The following is a 17,049-nucleotide window of genomic DNA, read 5'->3' as shown; positions in this document are numbered from 1 at the left end:
GGTTGTCGAGAGGTCCCTGTCTCCACATTTTGAGCCTCAAAAGCCACCGACTTCATTGAAAGAAAATATGCCGTGGATCAAAACTACCTAGTTTGCGATGCGGCCCGTATGTACTCGACGCATGATGCTGCCGCCGGTACAACAGCTGCAGAAAAATCGAGCGTGGAAAATCTCCCGCTTTGGGCCCCCTTACGAGCTAAAAACGGGAGATTATCCACGCTCATTCAACATGCGTCCGATTATCCACGCCCGTGTGTCCGATTATCCACGCTCGTCGCGTAGCGGCCACGGTAACCGCCGCAGCCACAGCCACGACAGCGGCCTAGTGCTCCTCGCCGGCGCGGGCCAGGTCGTAGGGTGTGGTCTGGTAGACGTAGTAGTTGAGCCAGTTGGTGTAGAGCAGCTGAGCCTGGCTGCGCCAGACGTTGCGCGGCTCGGCAGCGGGATCGTCGCCCGGGAAGTAATGCGCCGGCACCTGAGGGTTGAGCCCGCGCTTCACGTCGCGCTCGTACTCCAGACGCAGCGTGTCGGTATCGTACTCGGGATGGCCAAAGACAAAGAAGCGACGGCTGTCGGTCGACTTGACGATGTACAGGCCCACCTCGTCGGACACGGCCACGACCTCAAGCTGCGGCTCGGCCTCCACGTCCTCGCGGCGCACATCGGTGTTGCGCGAATGCACGGCATAGAAACGGTCGTCAAAGCCGCGGACCAGCGGGCTTTGCGGCTTCACCAGATAATGCTCGAACACGCCGCTCGCCTTTGCCGGCAGATCGTACTTCTGGATACCGTAATGATGGTAGAGCCCCGCCTGCGCGCCCCAACAAATGTGCAGCGTAGAGTGCACGTGCGTGGTGGACCAATCCATGATCTGGCAGAGCTCGGGCCAGTAGTCGACCTCCTCGAACGGCATCTGCTCCACGGGCGCGCCCGTGATAATCAGGCCGTCGTAGTGGATGTCGCGGATGTCGTCGAACGTGCGGTAGAACGTCTCCAGGTGGCCGGCGCTCACGTGCGTGGCCTCGTGCGTTTTGGTGCGCAGCAGGTCCACCTCCACCTGCAGCGGCGTGTTGGAGAGCTTGCGCATGATCTGCGTCTCGGTGGCGATCTTGGTGGGCATGAGGTTGAGGATGAGCACGCGCAGCGGACGGATGTCCTGGTGCAGCGCGCGGTACTCGGTCATGACAAAGATGTTCTCGCTCTCGAGCTGCGCGGCGGCAGGGAGGGCGTCGGGGATGCGAATGGGCATGGATGCTCCTTACGAGTCAGTTGCAGCTATGGTACAACGACCGGCCCCATCCGCGCGAGCACATCGCCCAGCGATGCCGTCAGCGGCCCAAATCACTCCAAAAGTAGAGATTACGGCATGTCCCAAAATCTGTGGCGCTTTAGCCTAGCAAAGTGGCAACAGGACGCTACAATGGTTCGACGCGAAAAACTCGGCCGAAAGGATACATATATGTACCAGACGCGTAAGATCGGGGTGGTCGGCCAGGGCCACGTAGGAGCACATGTCGCCAACAGCCTGCTCATGCAGGGCATTGCCGATGAGCTGTACCTATGCGATATCAACGAGGCCAAGGTGACGTCCGAGGTCCAGGACCTGCGCGACTCCCTTTCGTTTGTCCCGTACAACACCAAGATCGTCAACTGCTACGACCACTACGAGGAGCTGGCCTGCTGCGACGTCATCGTCAACGCCGCCGGCAAGGTCGCGCTGGCCGCCAGCAACCGCGACGGCGAGCTGTTCTTTACCACCGACGCCGCCCGCACCTTTGCCAAGCGCATCGTCGACGCCGGCTTCGACGGCATCTTCGTGAGCATCTCCAACCCCTGCGACGTCGTGTGCACCGAGCTGTGGCACCTGACCGGCTACGATCCCAAGAAGATCATCGGCTCGGGCTGCGGCCTGGACTCCGCCCGCCTGCGCACCGAGATCTCCAAGAAGGTCGGCGTGAGCCCCAAGTCCATCGACGCCTACATGATTGGCGAGCATGGCTTTAGCCAACTGGCCGCCTTTAAGGCCGCGACCATCGCCGGCAAGAGCCTCAACGAGCTTCAGGCCGAGAATCCCGACAAGTACGCCTTTGACCACATGGAGGTCGAGGAGCTCGCGCGCAAGGGCGGCTACGTAACCTACCAGGGCAAACAGTGCACCGAGTACGCCGTCGCCAACTCCGCCGCGCGCGTCTGCGCTGCCGTTCTGCACCACGAGCACGCCGTGCTTTCCGCCTCCACGCTCATGACCGGCCAGTATGGCGAGGAGGGCATCTTCACGTCCCTGCCGTGCGTGATCGGCGCCGAGGGCGTCGAGGAGGTCTACACGCTCGACCTGTCCGAGTACGAGCTCGAGGGCTTCCACAAGAGCTGCCAGCACATCCGTGACAACATCGCCCAGCTCGACTGGTGGGATGCCGAGGCCTACGACGCCAAGTAAGCGTCGGTTGCCGCGACACCTCGCGAATCTAAGCGCAATACCAAGCGGGCCGCGCCGGAAATCCCCGGCGCGGCCCGCTTTTTTGACTCGCGCTGCGCCCTTGCGAATCGAAGGTGAATGGTTTTCCCGTTACTTAGTACTGCTCGATGCCCATGTAGCGACGAATCTCGGGACTGTGGTCGAACACCTTGCCGCGGGCGGCGCGCAGCTCGCAGCTCATCGCATAGAAGAAGATCGGCTCCAAGAACGAACGAACGCTGGCGGGCACCTCGCCCACGCCGTACTCGAGCGCGTCGAGAACCATAACCATATCGGTGTGCGTGTTGAGGAACGCAAGTGCGCGCTCCTCCATGGGGCGGCACTCGCCCGAGCCGAGCTGCACAAAGTAGAACACGCCGGGCTCGGTAGCCTCGAACGGGCCGTGGAAGTACTCGCCAGAGTGGATGTAGCAGCAGTGCTGCCACTGCATCTCCATGAGCGAGCAGATCGCCATGGCATAGGTCTGGCTAAAGTTGGGGCCGGAGCCCAGGATATAGAAGAACTTGTGCTGCTGGCAGAGCTCGGCAAAGCGATCGCCCAGCTCGGCGTTAACCTTCTCGCGGGCGGCGGGCAGCAGCGCGTCCATCTGCTTAAGGCCGGTGTACATGTCGGCGAGCGCCTCGTAGCCCTCCTGCTGGTCGAGCAGCTCGGCAGCCATCAGCACGCCGATGCCCTGCGGGACCTCGGCCTGCGACTCGCCCTTGCCCCACGGATAGACCCAGGTGGTCCACTTGCCGTTGTCGATCTTGGAGCCCGCGTAGTCGGTCATGGTCACGACCTCGGCGCCGGCAGCCAGCGCCATCTCGCAGGCATCGACGACCTCCTGCGTATTGCCGCTGTGGCTGCAGGCGACGACGAGCGACTTCGGCCCCAGGCTCTTGGGCGCCATCAGGCAAAACTCGCGTGCCGTGTAGACCGTCGAGGCAAACGTGGTGGCCTCGCGCTTGAGCAGCTCGTTAGCCGGCATCAGGTCGATCATCGAACCGCCGCAGGCGATCCAAAAGACGTTCTCGATCTTACCCTTGCGCTCGATAATTTCCTGAATCAGATCGTGTGCGTTCACGGTGACGCTCCTCCTTGTGTGGCGGCTTTGAGCGACGGCAGCTCGTACCTGCGGTCGTTCTATGTTGTCCTATTTATAACACGTGTAATAACGCCCGTGAAGTCATCCCGGCAAATTTGTTCTATGTTGTTCTATCTGTGGACGTTAAATGTCGAACACGTAGCGCGAGCCCACGATCTTTTGACGTCCGAGCAGTAGAGGGCGTCCGCCGGCGTCGGTAAAGTAGGCCTCCATATAGAAGAGCGGCTCGCCGACCGGCACCTCCAGCAGCGGGGCCGCGTGGGCATCCGCCAGCGCAATCTCCACGGTGCAGGGGTCGGACTTGAGCGGCGCGCGACCCGAATGCTCGGCAACGAGCGAGAAGATCGAGTTGTCGGCGAGGTCCTTATCGGCAAGCGTCTGCAGGTAGGGATGGTCGGCGAGCACAAAGGCGTTGTTCTCGAGCATGACGGGCACGCCGTCTGCCGTGCGCACGCGCTCGACCACAATGAGCTCGCAGCCGGGTTCCACGCCAAGAAACGCCGCGTCCTCGTGCGTCGCCGCAACCACCGTGCGCGACACCAGGCGCGCTCCGGCCACCATGTCGTTGGCGGCGCAACCCTCGGAAAAGCTCTGGACGTCGCCTTTCTGGACAATCTTGCGCTTGAGCTTGGGAGCGCACACAAAGGTGCCCCTCCCCTGTTGGCGGTTGAGGTAGCCCGCGCGCGACAGTTCCTCGATGGCGCGGCGCACGGTGACGCGACCCACGCCGTAGGACTTCGCGAGTTCCATCTCGGAAGGAATACGCGAGGCGGCCGCGTACACGCCGCGCGCGATCTCGCCCTTTAGGTCGTCCATAACCTGCTGGTACAGCGGCACGGCGGACACCTCGGCGCGCTCGGAACGTTCGGTCTTGCTATCGGCTGCCATCATTACGCTCCATCCCGCGCATGCTCGGACTCAAATTCTTCAATCGCCGCCATAAACTGCTCGCCAAAGGCGTCGGCCTTTTTCTCGCCAATGCCGTTGACCCGGATCAGCTCCTCGCGCGTTTGAGGGCGCAGGCGGCACAGGCCGCGCAGAGCCTTGTCGGAAAAGACCATATACGGCGCCATCTCCAGCTCGGTCGAGATCTCCTTGCGCAAGGCACGCAGGCGCTCGAACAGCTCGGCATCGTCGCCCACGCGCGGGCGCTGATCCAGCTCAGCCTCCTCGCGCAGCAGATCCACCGCGCGGCGGGCGCGGGCCGAGGCCTTGCGCTTGGACGCGCGACGCTTAACGGTAAAGGCGAACGCCTCATCCTCGACCTCGCCGGCACGCGGGCCCAGCCCAACGACCGGGTACTGCCCCTGCGAGGTGGCCAGATAACCGCGGCCGCACAGCTGGCCGATGATGTCCTTGATGCGCCCGACCGATTCGCTCGACAGCTCACCGTAGCCGCGGTCCTCGTCCAGATGCATCTGGCGAATGCGCTCGGTGTTGCCGCCGTGGAGCACGTCGGCGATGAGCGACTTGCCAAAACGCATGGGACGCGTGGCCACATAGCGCACGGCAGCGCGGGCCATATCGGTGACGTCCTCGACCTCGAACTGCGTGAGGCAGTTGCTGCAGTTGCCGCAGCCCTCGGCTTCGTCCGTGGCGGTGCCGCCCGCGGCGGCTGCCGCATGCTCGGCCGCGGCCTCGTCGCCAAAGTAGCGCAACATGTATTCGCGCAGGCAGCCGGTGGTATTGCAGTAGCCCTCCATCTGGCTGAGCAGACGATATCGATTCTGGAGCGCCCACGCGCGTTGCTCGTCGTCAAGTGCCTCGTCGGCAGCATCTCCGCGGTCGATCAAAAAGCGGCGCATGCGAAAATCGTTGCCGTTCCACAGCAGGTGGCAGCTGGCCGGGTCGCCATCGCGGCCGGCGCGGCCCGCCTCCTGGTAGTAGGCCTCGATGCTCTCGGGCACATTGTTGTGAATCACGTAGCGCACGTTGGGCTTGTCGATGCCCATACCAAAGGCGTTGGTGGCAACCATCACCTGGATGTCGTCGTCGATAAAGGCGCGCTGGCTTTGGCGGCGGGCGTCATTGCCCGTGCCGGCATGGTAGCGGCCAACGCGAATGCCGCTGGGGCCCAGCGCTTCGGCAAGATCGCCTGCCAGCGCATCGACCGTCTTGCGGGTCGAGCAATACACGATGCCGCTCTCGCTCGAATGCGCGATCACGTAGTCGCGCACCCAGGCGGTCTTGGCCTTGTCGCCCATCTCTTCGCAACCAAAGTAGAGGTTCTTGCGATCGAAGCCCGTCACCACCGTCGCCGGGTTTTGCAGGCCGAGCATCTGCTGAATGTCCGCGCGTACGCGCTCGGTCGCCGTGGCGGTAAAGGCCGCCACGATAGGGCGTTGCGGCAGGGAATCGATGAACTCACGAATCTGCAGATAGGCGGGGCGGAAATCCTGGCCCCATTGGCTCACGCAGTGGGCCTCGTCAATGGCCACGAGCGGAACGCCGATGCCGCCTTCGGCCGCAGCTTCCTGCGCAAAGGCCAGAAAGCGCGGCTCGAGCAGGCGCTCGGGCGCCACGTACATAAGCTGGTAGCGGCCCTCGCGCGCCCGCTTGAGCACGGTATTTTGCTGGGCCGGAGTAAGGCTGGAGTTGAGATAGCTGGGCCGCGCACCCGCCGCGAGCAACGCACGGGTTTGGTCCTCCATAAGCGACAGCAGCGGGCTCACCACAAAGGTGATACCGGGCAGCATGAGCGCGGGCACCTGGTAGCAAATGGACTTGCCGGCGCCCGTGGGCATAACGCCCAGCGCGTCGCGGCCGGCAAGGATCGCATCGACCATACGGTCCTGCCCCGGGCGAAACGAGGTGTAGCCAAAATAGGCGCCGAGCGTGTCGAGCGCCGTCTGCTGCATGCTATCGGTCATGGTTTCCTAACGTCCAAGTCATCTGCCGCCGATTATACGCCGCCACGCGGACCGGTGCCGCACGGCTGCCGGCCACGGGCGATGCAATCCGAAGGGAACGAGCGTGGATTTTCGGACACTTGCCAAACGAGCGTGGATAATCTCCCACTTTGGACCCGATATGGAGCCAAAAACGGGAGATTATCCACGCTCGTTCTGCGGGTAGTCGATGTTTTGGCAATGTCAGCGAAAGCCCGCCAGAGCGAGCAAGGTGCCTTGAAACAAGGCGGCATTGACCTTCTGGTCATGCCGCCGAAGTTGAAAGGCAGATTGCCGCTCTGGTGGGCTTGCAGCGTCGAGCCGTTACGCGGTTTGGTAAAACCGCGTAACTTACATAACCATGACGTAGCGCGATCCCACGTAGTACTGCTTACCCATCAGGACCGGCTCGCCATTGGGGCCGATAAAGCCGGCGCGCAGGTTGAGCAGCGGGTCGTGCGGGGCAATGCCCAGCTCGGCGGCCTGTTCGGCGTTGGCGCGAACGGCCTCGACCGTGCGGTAGCCAACCGAGACAATCGGCGTTCCGCTAACACGCTCGACCTCGGCAAAAATCGACTTGTCCTCAAGATCGGCCGTCAACAGCTCACGGTAGGCGTCAAACGGCACAAAGATGTTCTCCTCAAAGATGGGCTCGCCGTCGGCTGTACGTACGCGCTTGATGTGCAGCAGCAACGCGTCCTTCTGCAGGCCAAAGAACTCCATCTCGTTTTGACGTGCCGGCACAATCTGGCGATCGATCACATGCGCGCCCGCCTTCATGCCGTTATCGGCGCAAAGCTCGGTGAACGTCTGCAGCGTCGAAGCGTGGAACTGGCGGTTGATGTGCGGCGTGGAGACAAAGGTGCCGCGGCCCTGCTGCTTAACCAGATAGCCGTCGGAACACAGTTCCTCGACGGCGCGGCGCACCGTAATGCGGCTCACCTCGTACTGTTCGGCAAGCTCAAGTTCGGACGGAATACGCTCCTTGGGTGCATAAACACCTTTCTCGATCGCATCCTTGATTTCGTCGTAAATCTGCTGGTAAAGCGGTGCATTTTTGGGTGCGGGCATATCTGATCACTCTTATCAAAATAGCGAAATAACTAATACGTATATAACGTCTTTTTATATGCTATCTAAGTTTGATAAAACGATACACCACATACAGCAAATCCTTACTTGCCGTCGTCCTGCTGCAGACTGTCCTGCTCGCTGAGGCGCGCCTGCCTGCTGGCCATGCGCGCGGGCTTGTCGGGATCGGGTACGGCCGTGGGCATGGGCTCGTCGACATGACCGCCCCACCAGCCGCCCACGAAGTTGAGCGTGTGGAACACATTGATCACGGCGCCGGGATCAATATCGCACACCAGCTTGATAATGTCCTGGCTCTCGTAGGTCGAGACAACGGCGTGCAGCAGATACATCTTTTCGCGGCTGTATCCGCCAATGACCTCGGCGCAGCTAATGCCATGCTGAAAATGGTCAACATAGGCTGTCATGACCTCGTCTGCCTTGCGTGTCGTGATCTGCAGCGTCACACGGTCGTAGCGTCGGTAGAAACTGTCGATGGTCTTGGTCGAAATAAACTGGAACACGATGGAATACGCCGCATTGTCCCAGCCAAACATAAAGCCAAAGATCGCCAGGATAGCGCAGTTAAAGCCAAAGATGACGCCCCAGATGGTCTTGCCTGTATGGTTGGAAACCCACAGCGCGATAAAGTCGGTGCCGCCGGTGGATGCGCCGGACTTAAGCGCGATGGCGGCGCCCAGGCCCGAGACCACGCCGCCAAAGATGATGAGCATGATCTTGTCGCCCAAAAACGGGGCGAAGTGAAAGATGTTGAGGAACAGCGACGAGAGCATGACCTGCATCATCGAGAAGATGACGAAGCGCTTGCTGATGCCGCTCCAGCAAAGGAGCGCCACGGGGATGTTGAGCGCGAGCATGCCGAGCGAGATGTCGATGTGAACGCCACCAAGCGAGGTAACGCGATCGAGCAGGACCGCGACGCCGGTGAGACCGCTCGGAAGCAGGTCGGCAGGCTGAATGAACGCCTGGATCAGGAATGTCTGGAGAACGGCGGAAATCGTGACCGCCACGGCAGTAATGGCGCGGCGGACGATGGTAAGGCGGCCGAGCACGAGCACGCGGTCCGTGAGCTGATCGATGGCGTTCGCCACGTAGGCTCCTTTCGAAGGCAGATGTAATTGTGGGGCATGCCGGCGATTGTAGCATGGAGCGCGAGAGGGCGCTTCAATTCACCCTCTCTCGACAACCAAAACGAGCCAGCAGCTCCCCAACCAAAGAGCCAAATTCTAAGTGAGTAGACTTTTCGCGATCTACCAAGCGCACTCAAAACAGCCACCTCTCCGACCTGCGGTTTTACTAAGGCAGATACGCTTTGTGCTCGGCATGTGCCAAAAAGTCTACTCACTTAGTCCGAGTCGAAGCCAAACGGATCTAAATCGAAGCCAAAATGAGCCAATCCACCGCAAGAGACGTGTGAATCCGCACTTCTTGCGGCGAATTGACGCTACAAAGCGGTCAGAATGTCGGCGAGGTTGTCGATGACGGCGTCGGCTCCCGTTTGGTCCAGGTTAACGCCCTCGTGCGGACGCAGTGCCAGGACGCGCGCGCCGGAGCGCTTGCCGGCCTCGATGCCCAAAGGCGAGTCCTCGATAACCAGGCACTCGGTAGGCTCCACACCCAGCGCCTCCATGGCACGCAGGTAGATCTCGGGGTCGGGCTTAAATGCACTGCACTCGTGACCGCTGATGGTGTAGTCCAGCACGTCGGTGATACCGGCAATCTCCACCAGCTCGTCAATGAGCTCGCGATAGGACGAGCTCGCGATGGCACACTTGACGCCGCGCTCGTGCAGCTCGCGCATCACCGGCTCCGTCTGCTCGTTGAGCAGCTCGGCATACGGAACAGGGTGAACCGGGCTGTAGACCTGCTTGTACTCAACGCGCAAGCGCTCGCGCAGCTCAACATCGTCGGGCACCAGCGACTTCCAGATGGCAGGCTCGTTAGACCCCGAAAGATCGGGGATCTCGTCAAAGTGGAACCCCTTTTCCTCCATAAACGCCACGCGGCGACGGTTGTAGAACCACTCGGTATCGACCAGCACGCCGTCCATATCAAACAGCACTGCCTTGATCATACGCATCTCCTCCCACCTGCCAAAAAGGGACAGGTTTATTTTGGTAGGTTTTATCTGGTGTTTTGCGACGCGACAGACACGCCCCCAAAGCAAAAAGGGGACGGGGCGCAAACCCCATCCCCTCTCAATCAACCCGTAAGGTCTACTTACTTGTGATTAGTAGGAAAGCTTCCACATGTAGCGACGCATGGTCAGCGGGTGCTGACGGGCCTCGGCGATCTGGTTGCCGTACTCGCGCATAACGGCGAGGTGCAGCAGCGGGTTGAAGTAGGTGATGACACTCGCGGGCACGGCGTCAGCCAGGCCGTAGTCCTTGGAGTCGATCAGAGCGACCTTGGCGCCCATACGCTCAAGGAAGGTGAGGGCGCGGGCGTCCATCGGACGGGTGGCGCCATCGGACATGAAGAAGACGTAGGGCTTACCCTCGGTGGAAACCTCGAACGGGCCGTGGAAGTACTCGCCGGTGTTGTAGGCGGCGGCGTCGATCCACTGCATCTCGGTGAACAGGAAGGCGGCGTGAGAATAGGCCATCTTCTCGGAGGCACCGGAAGCCATGAAGTAGATCATCTTGTCGTCCTTGAAGTCCTCGGCGAACTTCTTGGCGAGCTTCTTGCAGTGCTGAGCGGCGTTCTCGCAGAGATCGAAGACGTTGGTGAGGCCGGTGATCATGTCCTCGTAGTGGTCATAGCCCTCGGTCTGCTGAAGGATCTCGACAGCAAGAGCGATGGCGTAGCCGGGCTTCTCGCACTTGGCAGCGTAGTTGGCGTGGAAGCCGTGAACGATGACGTGGTCGGCGTCGACGGTCAGAGCGGAGCCGGCCTTGTTGGTGAGGGAGACGACCGGGCAGTTGTGCTTCTTGGCGGTCTTGTTGGCCTCGACGGTCTCGGGCGTGGATCCACCGAGGGAGCAGGTGATTACGAAGGTGTGCTCGTTGACCCAGGAAGGCGTGTCGTAGTTGAACTCGTTAGCGGTGAAGATCTGAACGTTCAGCTTGTCCGTGTTGTTGGCCAGGAAGTACTTGGCGGGGTAAAGGTCGGACATGGAAGCGCCGCAGCCGACGAAGGCGACGCTGTGGATCTCGTGGTTGGACAGGACGTCAGCGACGATCTGCTTAGGGAGGTTAAGGTCGATCTCGTACATCTGACACATTCCTTTCGATTTTTTGCGGCGCCACATTGCCGGACGCTCGCAGGGTTACCGTGGTTTGGACCGAGTCGCCGGCCCGTTGAGGATGTGTCAAAGGGACTGTCCCTTTGACACGTTCAGGGATGGAAGCCTGCCTGGGGTATGGGATGCCAGGCAGGCCCCCGGGGGAAGCACTGGGTCGCGACTAGGCCAGGATGCCGGCCGCGGAGAGGGCGATGCCGCCCACGATGGCGATCACGAGAAGCCAACCGGTGTTGACGTTCTTCTTGATGAGCCAGTACATAAGGCCGGTGAGGCCAAGCGAGATCATCTGGGGCATCATGCCGTCCAGGATGTCCTGGATCACGACGGTGCCCTCAGCGAACTGCAGCGGGGTGGTGGCGCCGATCAGCGTAGCGATCATGCCGCCCACGGACATAAGACCCACGATGCCGCAGACATACATGAGCTTCTCCATGAGGTCGCCACCCTGGAGCTTGCTCAGGTACTCGTGGCCGCCCTGGTAGCCGATCTTGGCAGCGAACCACGTGATCAGCACGGAGGGCACGATGGAGATGAGCATGGCCAGGATCGGGCCCATGATGGAGCCCTGCTGAGCCAGCTGAACGCCCAGGCCAAAGGCGATAACGCGGATGGTGCCCTGGAAGAAGGAGTCACCGATGCCGGAAAGCGGGCCCATGAGGGAGGTCTTGACCGCGTTAATCGAATCGGGATCGAAGTTCTCGGGATCCTTGGCGTACTCCTCCTCCATGGAGGCGGCGAGGCCTAGGACAAAAGCGCTCGTCTGCGGGGTGCAGTTGTAGAACGCCATGTGACGGTGGTAAGCCTCTTTCTTAGCAGCGAGCTGCTTGGGGTCGGACTCGTCCGGATAGAGGCGATCGAGCGTGGGGACCATGCCGTAGAGGAAGCCCATGTTCATCTGACGCTCGTAGTTCCAAGAGGCCTGGATGGCCCAGGAGCGCCAGAAGAACTGGCTGACCTTCTTGTTCAGGGACACGTCCTTGGTTGCGGTTGCCATAGTGTGTTCCTCCTTAGTCTTCGTCGTCTTCGAGCGGATCGTAGTCGGAATCGACACCGGCGGCTGCATGGGAACCGTTGAACTTGAAGCCCATGAAGACGATAGCCAGGCACACACCGATCAGAGCGACCGCGATGACGGACAGGTTGAGGTAGGCGGCGAGCAGGAAACCGATGAACAGGAACGGGGTCATACCCTTCTTGATCATCATGGTGAGCAGCAGGGCCAGACCGTAGGCGGTCATGATCTTGGTCGAGACGTTCAGACCAACGGACAGCCACTCGGGAACCATGTTGACGATGGCTTGGACCAGGTCGGTACCGACAAAGACGGCCAGGAAGATCGGCAGGAAGTACATGATGGCGTACAGACCGGAGCCGGCGCAGATGTGCATGCGGTAGGCGGTCTTGAACTTGCCGTTATCAATCGCGCTATCGGCCACATGGGTGAGGGCGGCGATGATGGAACGGAACACGATGCCGAGGAGCTGACCCAGGACGGCGACCGGGATGGCGATCGTCATGGCGGTCTCGGCGGAAGCATCGGTCAGGCACGCGAAGGCAGCGGCCACGATGCCGCCCAGGACCATATCGGGCGGAACGGCGGCGCCGACCTGCACCAGGCCCATGGACACGAGCTCGACGGCGGCACCGACGGCAAGGCCGGTGGGCACATCGCCCAGCAGCAGACCGACGAGCGTAGCGCCAACGAGGGGCTGCTCGAAGTTAAGACGACCGAGCAGGCGGGAGTCCCACATGCAGAACACGCCGACGAGGCCGACGAGCACCGCACTGATGAACGTATTCATACCCTTCTCCTTTCAGTCAGGCAAAAGCCTGGTTGATTACAGCTTGGCGTCGATGTCGACGCTCTGATACGTAGGGGTCTGCTGGACATAGAGCTTGATGCCCATGTCGAGCAGCTGGTTGACGTCGGCCTTCTGGTTGGCGTCGAGGAAGACGGAGCTGTCCTTGCCGCCGACCTGATCGGCACCGTCGTGGTTGGCGGTGGCGCCCAGGTTGATGGCGTCGAGCTTGTAGCCCTGGCAGAACTGCAGCATCTCGGCAGTGTTGCCAAAGACGAACATGACGCGCTCGCCGAGGGTGTTGAGCTTGTCCATCTTGGCGAGGGCACGCTCGACGGTGAAGACGTTCAGGCGCACGCCCTGGGGCTTGGCCAGCTTAAGAGCGCCCTTCTTGATGTCATCGTTGGCAGCAGCGTTGTCGACGACGATGATACGCTCGGCCTGAACCTTGGTGGTCCAGGTAAAGACGACCTGGCCGTGCAGCAGACGGTAGTCAAGACGTGCGAGGACGATCTTGGCGGGACCGGAGCTGTGACGGGACGCCTTGGCCTTCTTGGCGGGAGCCGCGGCGACCTCGACCGGTGCGTTGGGGTTGGTCAGACCGGTGCGGGCCTCGTTGACGAGGGCCGCGAGCTCGGTGCCCTTGACGGGGGCGGGGCTCATAGCAAGCGTGAGCGCCAGCGGGATGTTGAAACCGCTGACAACCGTGAACTTCGTGCCGTTCTTGGAAAGCTCGACCATGTTGTTGTTGACCGAGCTACCGAGCATATCGGTTAGCACATACACGGTGTCGTCCGCGTTGAACGTGGCGATCATAGCCTCAACCTTATTGGTGATGGGCTCCTTGTCGTCACGAGCAAGCGACACGACGTGGACGTTCGACACGTCGCCGAGAACCATCTCGAGCGTGTCTTTGGCGCCTGCGGCCAGGCCGCCATGAGATGCGAGAATGATCTGATTCATCTTGCCTCCTCCTTTTCGTTATGGTCATTATAACGTCTTATACGTTGCTTATATTGATAATTAGTATATAAACCGTTCGCGGGTGAAAAACGACCGTTGGCGGGTTTAACGCAATCGAAACGATGGTCTTGGGTAGGTCGGCGCTGGCTAGGCGCCGCCCGATCAAACGCCGGGCGCTACCTGCTCAAACACACCGCCAATCCCCTATCGCACGAAGTACCAGGGGCTTTCCTGCACGGTGGGCTCCAGCGCAATGCCCGTGCGCTCGCGGAAGAGATCCATGTCCTGCGATTTCTCCGTCCACCACGCGTTGGGCTTAAAGGTCATGCTCTCAACGACATGGCCGACAAACACACTGTTGCGCAGCTTGGAAAAGTCGGTGTTCATAATCACGATGGACGCGAGCACCAAAACGATGCCCAGAACTTTGATCGCGCCGGCGGGCTCGGCGTAGACACCAATGCCCAGCAGTACGGTGACGACTGTCTCGAATGACATTACGACGGGAACTTTCGACGTCTCGAGCCCCATGGACAGACCCTGCATATATAAGATGTAAGCCACGGCTGTGGGGATGAGTCCAAAGCCAAGGAACAGCAGCAGCAGCTGTGGCGACATTGCCGCGGCGACATCCGGCCACGGAGCCGCGATAGCTGCCATAACCGCACCGCCAAAAACAAAGCCCCAAAACGTGACAGCCAGCGGGTGGACCGTCTTGGTTGCTATCCGGCTAAACACCGCGAGCGACGCACCACAAAGGCCTGCAATCACGCCCGACGTGACGCCCCAAACCGAAAAATGAAAACCGGAAAGGTCACCATTGGTCACCGCAAGCACACAGCCAACGATGTTAAAGACAATGGCAACGAGCTTGTTGAGGGTCACGTCCTCGCGATAAAGGACGCGGCCGAGCGCGACGCCAAACACCGGCGACGTGTAGAGCAGCACCGATGCCGTGGACATGCCCACCTCGCGCATGCACTCGTAATAGCAGGTGTTGGCGGCAGCCAAACCGACGATACCGACAAGCGCGCAGGAAACAAGCTCTTTAGGGCTTGCCTTGAACAGGGTCAGCGGACCCTGAACCACGGTAGACCCCTCACCCGGACGGCAGCCCATAAACATCAGGACCGGCGCCAAGATAAGCGCTCCGACCAACAAGCGAAAGGCAGCCATGCTCTGGGACGAAACGCCCATGGCCGAGATGCCGTTTACAAAGATTCCGATGCTGCCCCACATAAGCGCGGCGATCAGCACCAGCACATAGCCCAGATTGCTCCTCTTCAACGCAGCCTCCTCGGTATTGTTTCCAATATGTTTCACACTACGTTATAGTCGTTATATACATTTTTCAAGGCACAAATCGGTGAGCGGGAAATCTCTCGACACAAGGAGTGTCCCCAACTGCCAGCACAAAAGGAACGTCCCTAACTGCCGGCAGAAAGGGAACGTCCCCAAGTGCCGCTCTAACAGTTGCGGTGAAATAGTTCTCAAACAGAGGCTTCAAGCCCCCAAACAGGAACTATTCCACCGCAACTTATGAGGACATCGAGCTGTTAGGCCGCTCTATCCCCTAGTAGTCCAGCTTCCACATGTAGCGGCGCGTCATGTAGTCCTTGTGGGTGACGGCGGAGAGCGCACGCATGTAGACGTTGTTGAGGATCGGGGCGAAGATCAGGTGGTTGAAGTATTCGCTCACGCTGTCCTTGATGTCGTTGAGGCCGAGCTCCTTGGCGTCGAGCTGATAGACGCGCTCGCCACCGTACTGGTTGACGAAGCGGATGCCGCGCTCGTCGTTGCAGCGGCTGCGGCCAACGCTGATGAGCTGGAACAGCGAGGTACGCTTGTCCAGGATCTCGAAGGGGCCGTGGAAGAAGTCGCAGGTGTTGATGGTGCAGGAGTCGATCTGCAGCATCTCCTGCACGTTGCAGATGCTAAAGACGTAGGCGGCACCAAAGAGCGGGCCCTGAGCCATCACGTTGATGCAGGGCTTGTCGGCGTTCTGCTCGGCCCACTTGGCAGCGAGCGGACGGGTGTACTCGACAGCCTTGCGATAGATGGGGTCGACCAAGTCGAAGGCGGCCATAGCGGCCTCGTACTCGGCATAGCCCTCGGTCTGCTGCGTAAGCTCCATAGCAATCATGGTCACGACGGCGGAGTTGGTGCGGCCCATGCAGGACTCGTCGATGGCCAGGCTGTCGTACTGGATCTTGTAGTCGCAGACCTCGGTGAGGCCGGACTCGTCAACATAGATGGCGATGGTGCTGGCGCCGTGGTTCTTGGCGACCTGGGCGGCGACGATGGTCTCCTTGGTGCCGCGCATGGACACGACGACGGCCAGGGTGTTCTCGTTGACGTAGGCAGGCGTGGCGTGCACGAACTCGTTGCTGGTGTAGCTGGAGCTCACGACCTGCGTGGCCTCGTGCTCCATAAAGTACTGGGCAGGATAGTTGCCGCCGTTGGATCCACCGGCGCCAATCCACACGACGCGCTTGATGCCGCCCTTGTCTGCCTTGTCAGCCAAAACCTGGGAGACGACGTCCTTAACCTGTTCCTGAGTAGTCATCGTGCATCAGCCTTTCTTCTCGTTTGATGCTCTCGATGGCATACAAGTTACATACATGTTTTGGTTATGTCGACTAGTTGTATGCTATATTTGTCTTAGAAATTTTGCTGGTAAAGTTTTCGGCAAGCCATTACCAGCGGTTTTGTTGTCATGTTGGATACATGCTTGGTTCTGTAAGCATACAAGTTAGATACAGGTTGTTCGCATGAGCACTTCGTCGAAAAAGAACTTGACCCAATACGAGCGTCTGGCGGCAACGCTTCGCGACCGCATTGCCGCCGGCACCTACGCCCGCGGAGATAAACTGCCGTCCGAGATGGAACTCATGGACGAATCGGGCCTGTCGCGCAGCACCGTGCGCCACGCGCTTAAGGTACTCGTTGATGAGGGTCTGCTTCGCACCGAACGCGGGCGCGGTGCCTTTGTGGCCGACACGCCGGCGCTCCACGAGAACAACCTGGTGTTTTCGAGCTACACGGCACAGGTCCAGGGTCAGGGCATGAAGCCCACCACACGCACGGTTGACTCGGGCTTTGCCAAGGCCGCCGGCGACGTGGCCAAGTTTTTTGATGTGCCCGCGGGCAGCAAGCTCGTCAAACTTGTCCGCCTGCGCTATCTGGACGATGCCCCGCTGTGCCTGGAGACCACCTACCTGGCGCCGAGCTTTGCCCCGCTCATCGATCGCGATATCAACGGATCGCTCTACGCCACGCTGCGCCAGGAGTTCCATCGCGCGCCGGCGCAGGGGCACAAGACCTTTGAGGTGTGCTATGCATCGCAAAACGAGGCGTTTTTGCTCAACGTCGAGCGCGGGCAGGCGCTAATCCTGATCACCGACTACGTCTACGACGCCGACGGCCGCCCGCTCCATATCTCCAAGCGTATCCAGCGCACCGACCGCGCCAAATACACCGAGCCCATCGGCTAACCACCACAA

The 17,049-nt window shown here is 60.5% G+C and carries 15 protein-coding genes; 2 read left to right on the top strand and 13 right to left on the bottom strand.

The window, feature by feature from the left end:
• Window positions 1-322: 322 nt before the first annotated feature.
• A complete protein-coding gene (metA, locus tag DWW73_RS03790; RefSeq protein ID WP_117655848.1) occupies window positions 323-1,249 on the bottom strand; it encodes a homoserine O-succinyltransferase in 927 nt (308 codons plus the stop codon).
• Between the two features lie 210 nt (window positions 1,250-1,459).
• On the opposite strand from metA, the gene DWW73_RS03785 reads away from it, so the two are divergent.
• Window positions 1,460-2,437: an L-lactate dehydrogenase gene (locus DWW73_RS03785; protein ID WP_117778799.1), complete on the top strand. Its 978-nt coding sequence runs from the start codon at window positions 1,460-1,462 to the stop codon at window positions 2,435-2,437.
• A gap of 133 nt (window positions 2,438-2,570) precedes the next feature.
• Here DWW73_RS03785 and DWW73_RS03780 read toward each other — a convergent pair whose 3' ends face one another.
• The 12 genes from DWW73_RS03780 to DWW73_RS03725 form a co-directional block, all read right to left on the bottom strand.
• A complete protein-coding gene (locus DWW73_RS03780) occupies window positions 2,571-3,539 on the bottom strand; it encodes an SIS domain-containing protein (protein WP_117778798.1) in 969 nt (322 codons plus the stop codon).
• Window positions 3,540-3,683: 144 nt separating this feature from the next.
• Complete coding sequence (locus tag DWW73_RS03775) at window positions 3,684-4,448, bottom strand: GntR family transcriptional regulator (RefSeq protein WP_117778868.1); 765 nt, start codon at window positions 4,446-4,448, stop codon at window positions 3,684-3,686.
• Between the two features lie 2 nt (window positions 4,449-4,450).
• On the bottom strand, window positions 4,451-6,430 hold the full coding sequence (locus DWW73_RS03770) for an ATP-dependent DNA helicase RecQ (protein WP_117778797.1): 1,980 nt from the start codon (window positions 6,428-6,430) through the stop codon (window positions 4,451-4,453).
• A gap of 369 nt (window positions 6,431-6,799) precedes the next feature.
• Entirely contained in the window at window positions 6,800-7,519 is a 720-nt protein-coding gene (locus DWW73_RS03765; RefSeq protein ID WP_117758493.1) for a GntR family transcriptional regulator, read from the bottom strand.
• Between the two features lie 104 nt (window positions 7,520-7,623).
• Window positions 7,624-8,631 carry a YitT family protein gene (locus tag DWW73_RS03760; protein ID WP_117778796.1) on the bottom strand — a complete coding sequence of 336 codons (1,008 nt, stop codon included), beginning with the start codon at window positions 8,629-8,631 and terminating at the stop codon, window positions 7,624-7,626.
• 353 nt (window positions 8,632-8,984) lie between these two features.
• On the bottom strand, window positions 8,985-9,614 hold the full coding sequence (locus DWW73_RS03755; protein ID WP_158558606.1) for an HAD family phosphatase: 630 nt from the start codon (window positions 9,612-9,614) through the stop codon (window positions 8,985-8,987).
• Between the two features lie 156 nt (window positions 9,615-9,770).
• Window positions 9,771-10,754 (bottom strand): SIS domain-containing protein, encoded by a 984-nt coding sequence (locus DWW73_RS03750; protein ID WP_233509114.1) that lies wholly within the window; start codon window positions 10,752-10,754, stop codon window positions 9,771-9,773.
• Between the two features lie 190 nt (window positions 10,755-10,944).
• Complete coding sequence (locus DWW73_RS03745; protein ID WP_055252122.1) at window positions 10,945-11,778, bottom strand: PTS system mannose/fructose/sorbose family transporter subunit IID; 834 nt, start codon at window positions 11,776-11,778, stop codon at window positions 10,945-10,947.
• 13 nt (window positions 11,779-11,791) lie between these two features.
• Window positions 11,792-12,586 carry a PTS sugar transporter subunit IIC gene (locus DWW73_RS03740; protein ID WP_117629035.1) on the bottom strand — a complete coding sequence of 265 codons (795 nt, stop codon included), beginning with the start codon at window positions 12,584-12,586 and terminating at the stop codon, window positions 11,792-11,794.
• Between the two features lie 36 nt (window positions 12,587-12,622).
• Window positions 12,623-13,546 carry a PTS mannose/fructose/sorbose transporter subunit IIAB gene (locus tag DWW73_RS03735; RefSeq protein WP_117778794.1) on the bottom strand — a complete coding sequence of 308 codons (924 nt, stop codon included), beginning with the start codon at window positions 13,544-13,546 and terminating at the stop codon, window positions 12,623-12,625.
• 204 nt (window positions 13,547-13,750) lie between these two features.
• Window positions 13,751-14,833: a DMT family transporter gene (locus DWW73_RS03730; protein ID WP_117778793.1), complete on the bottom strand. Its 1,083-nt coding sequence runs from the start codon at window positions 14,831-14,833 to the stop codon at window positions 13,751-13,753.
• Window positions 14,834-15,119: 286 nt separating this feature from the next.
• A complete protein-coding gene (locus DWW73_RS03725; protein ID WP_117564961.1) occupies window positions 15,120-16,112 on the bottom strand; it encodes an SIS domain-containing protein in 993 nt (330 codons plus the stop codon).
• A gap of 205 nt (window positions 16,113-16,317) precedes the next feature.
• Between DWW73_RS03725 and DWW73_RS03720 the strand changes: the two genes are divergently transcribed.
• Window positions 16,318-17,040 carry a GntR family transcriptional regulator gene (locus DWW73_RS03720; protein ID WP_117778792.1) on the top strand — a complete coding sequence of 241 codons (723 nt, stop codon included), beginning with the start codon at window positions 16,318-16,320 and terminating at the stop codon, window positions 17,038-17,040.
• The last annotated feature ends 9 nt before the right edge of the window (window positions 17,041-17,049 follow it).

The organism is Collinsella sp. AF16-8 (assembly GCF_003462695.1).
Lineage (GTDB): Bacteria > Actinomycetota > Coriobacteriia > Coriobacteriales > Coriobacteriaceae > Collinsella.
This window is presented reverse-complemented; position numbering and strand designations above follow the sequence as displayed.

Coding starts and splice junctions, on each gene's coding strand:
- DWW73_RS03750 (WP_233509114.1), bottom strand. CDS start 10,754: ATGTACGAGATCGACCTTAACCTCCCTAAGCAGATCGTCGCTGACGTC.
- DWW73_RS03745 (WP_055252122.1), bottom strand. CDS start 11,778: ATGGCAACCGCAACCAAGGACGTGTCCCTGAACAAGAAGGTCAGCCAG.
- DWW73_RS03740 (WP_117629035.1), bottom strand. CDS start 12,586: ATGAATACGTTCATCAGTGCGGTGCTCGTCGGCCTCGTCGGCGTGTTC.
- DWW73_RS03725 (WP_117564961.1), bottom strand. CDS start 16,112: ATGACTACTCAGGAACAGGTTAAGGACGTCGTCTCCCAGGTTTTGGCT.
- DWW73_RS03720 (WP_117778792.1), top strand. CDS start 16,318: ATGAGCACTTCGTCGAAAAAGAACTTGACCCAATACGAGCGTCTGGCG.
- DWW73_RS03755 (WP_158558606.1), bottom strand. CDS start 9,614: ATGATCAAGGCAGTGCTGTTTGATATGGACGGCGTGCTGGTCGATACC.
- DWW73_RS03785 (WP_117778799.1), top strand. CDS start 1,460: ATGTACCAGACGCGTAAGATCGGGGTGGTCGGCCAGGGCCACGTAGGA.
- DWW73_RS03735 (WP_117778794.1), bottom strand. CDS start 13,546: ATGAATCAGATCATTCTCGCATCTCATGGCGGCCTGGCCGCAGGCGCC.
- DWW73_RS03765 (WP_117758493.1), bottom strand. CDS start 7,519: ATGCCCGCACCCAAAAATGCACCGCTTTACCAGCAGATTTACGACGAA.
- metA (WP_117655848.1), bottom strand. CDS start 1,249: ATGCCCATTCGCATCCCCGACGCCCTCCCTGCCGCCGCGCAGCTCGAG.
- DWW73_RS03770 (WP_117778797.1), bottom strand. CDS start 6,430: ATGACCGATAGCATGCAGCAGACGGCGCTCGACACGCTCGGCGCCTAT.
- DWW73_RS03775 (WP_117778868.1), bottom strand. CDS start 4,448: ATGGCAGCCGATAGCAAGACCGAACGTTCCGAGCGCGCCGAGGTGTCC.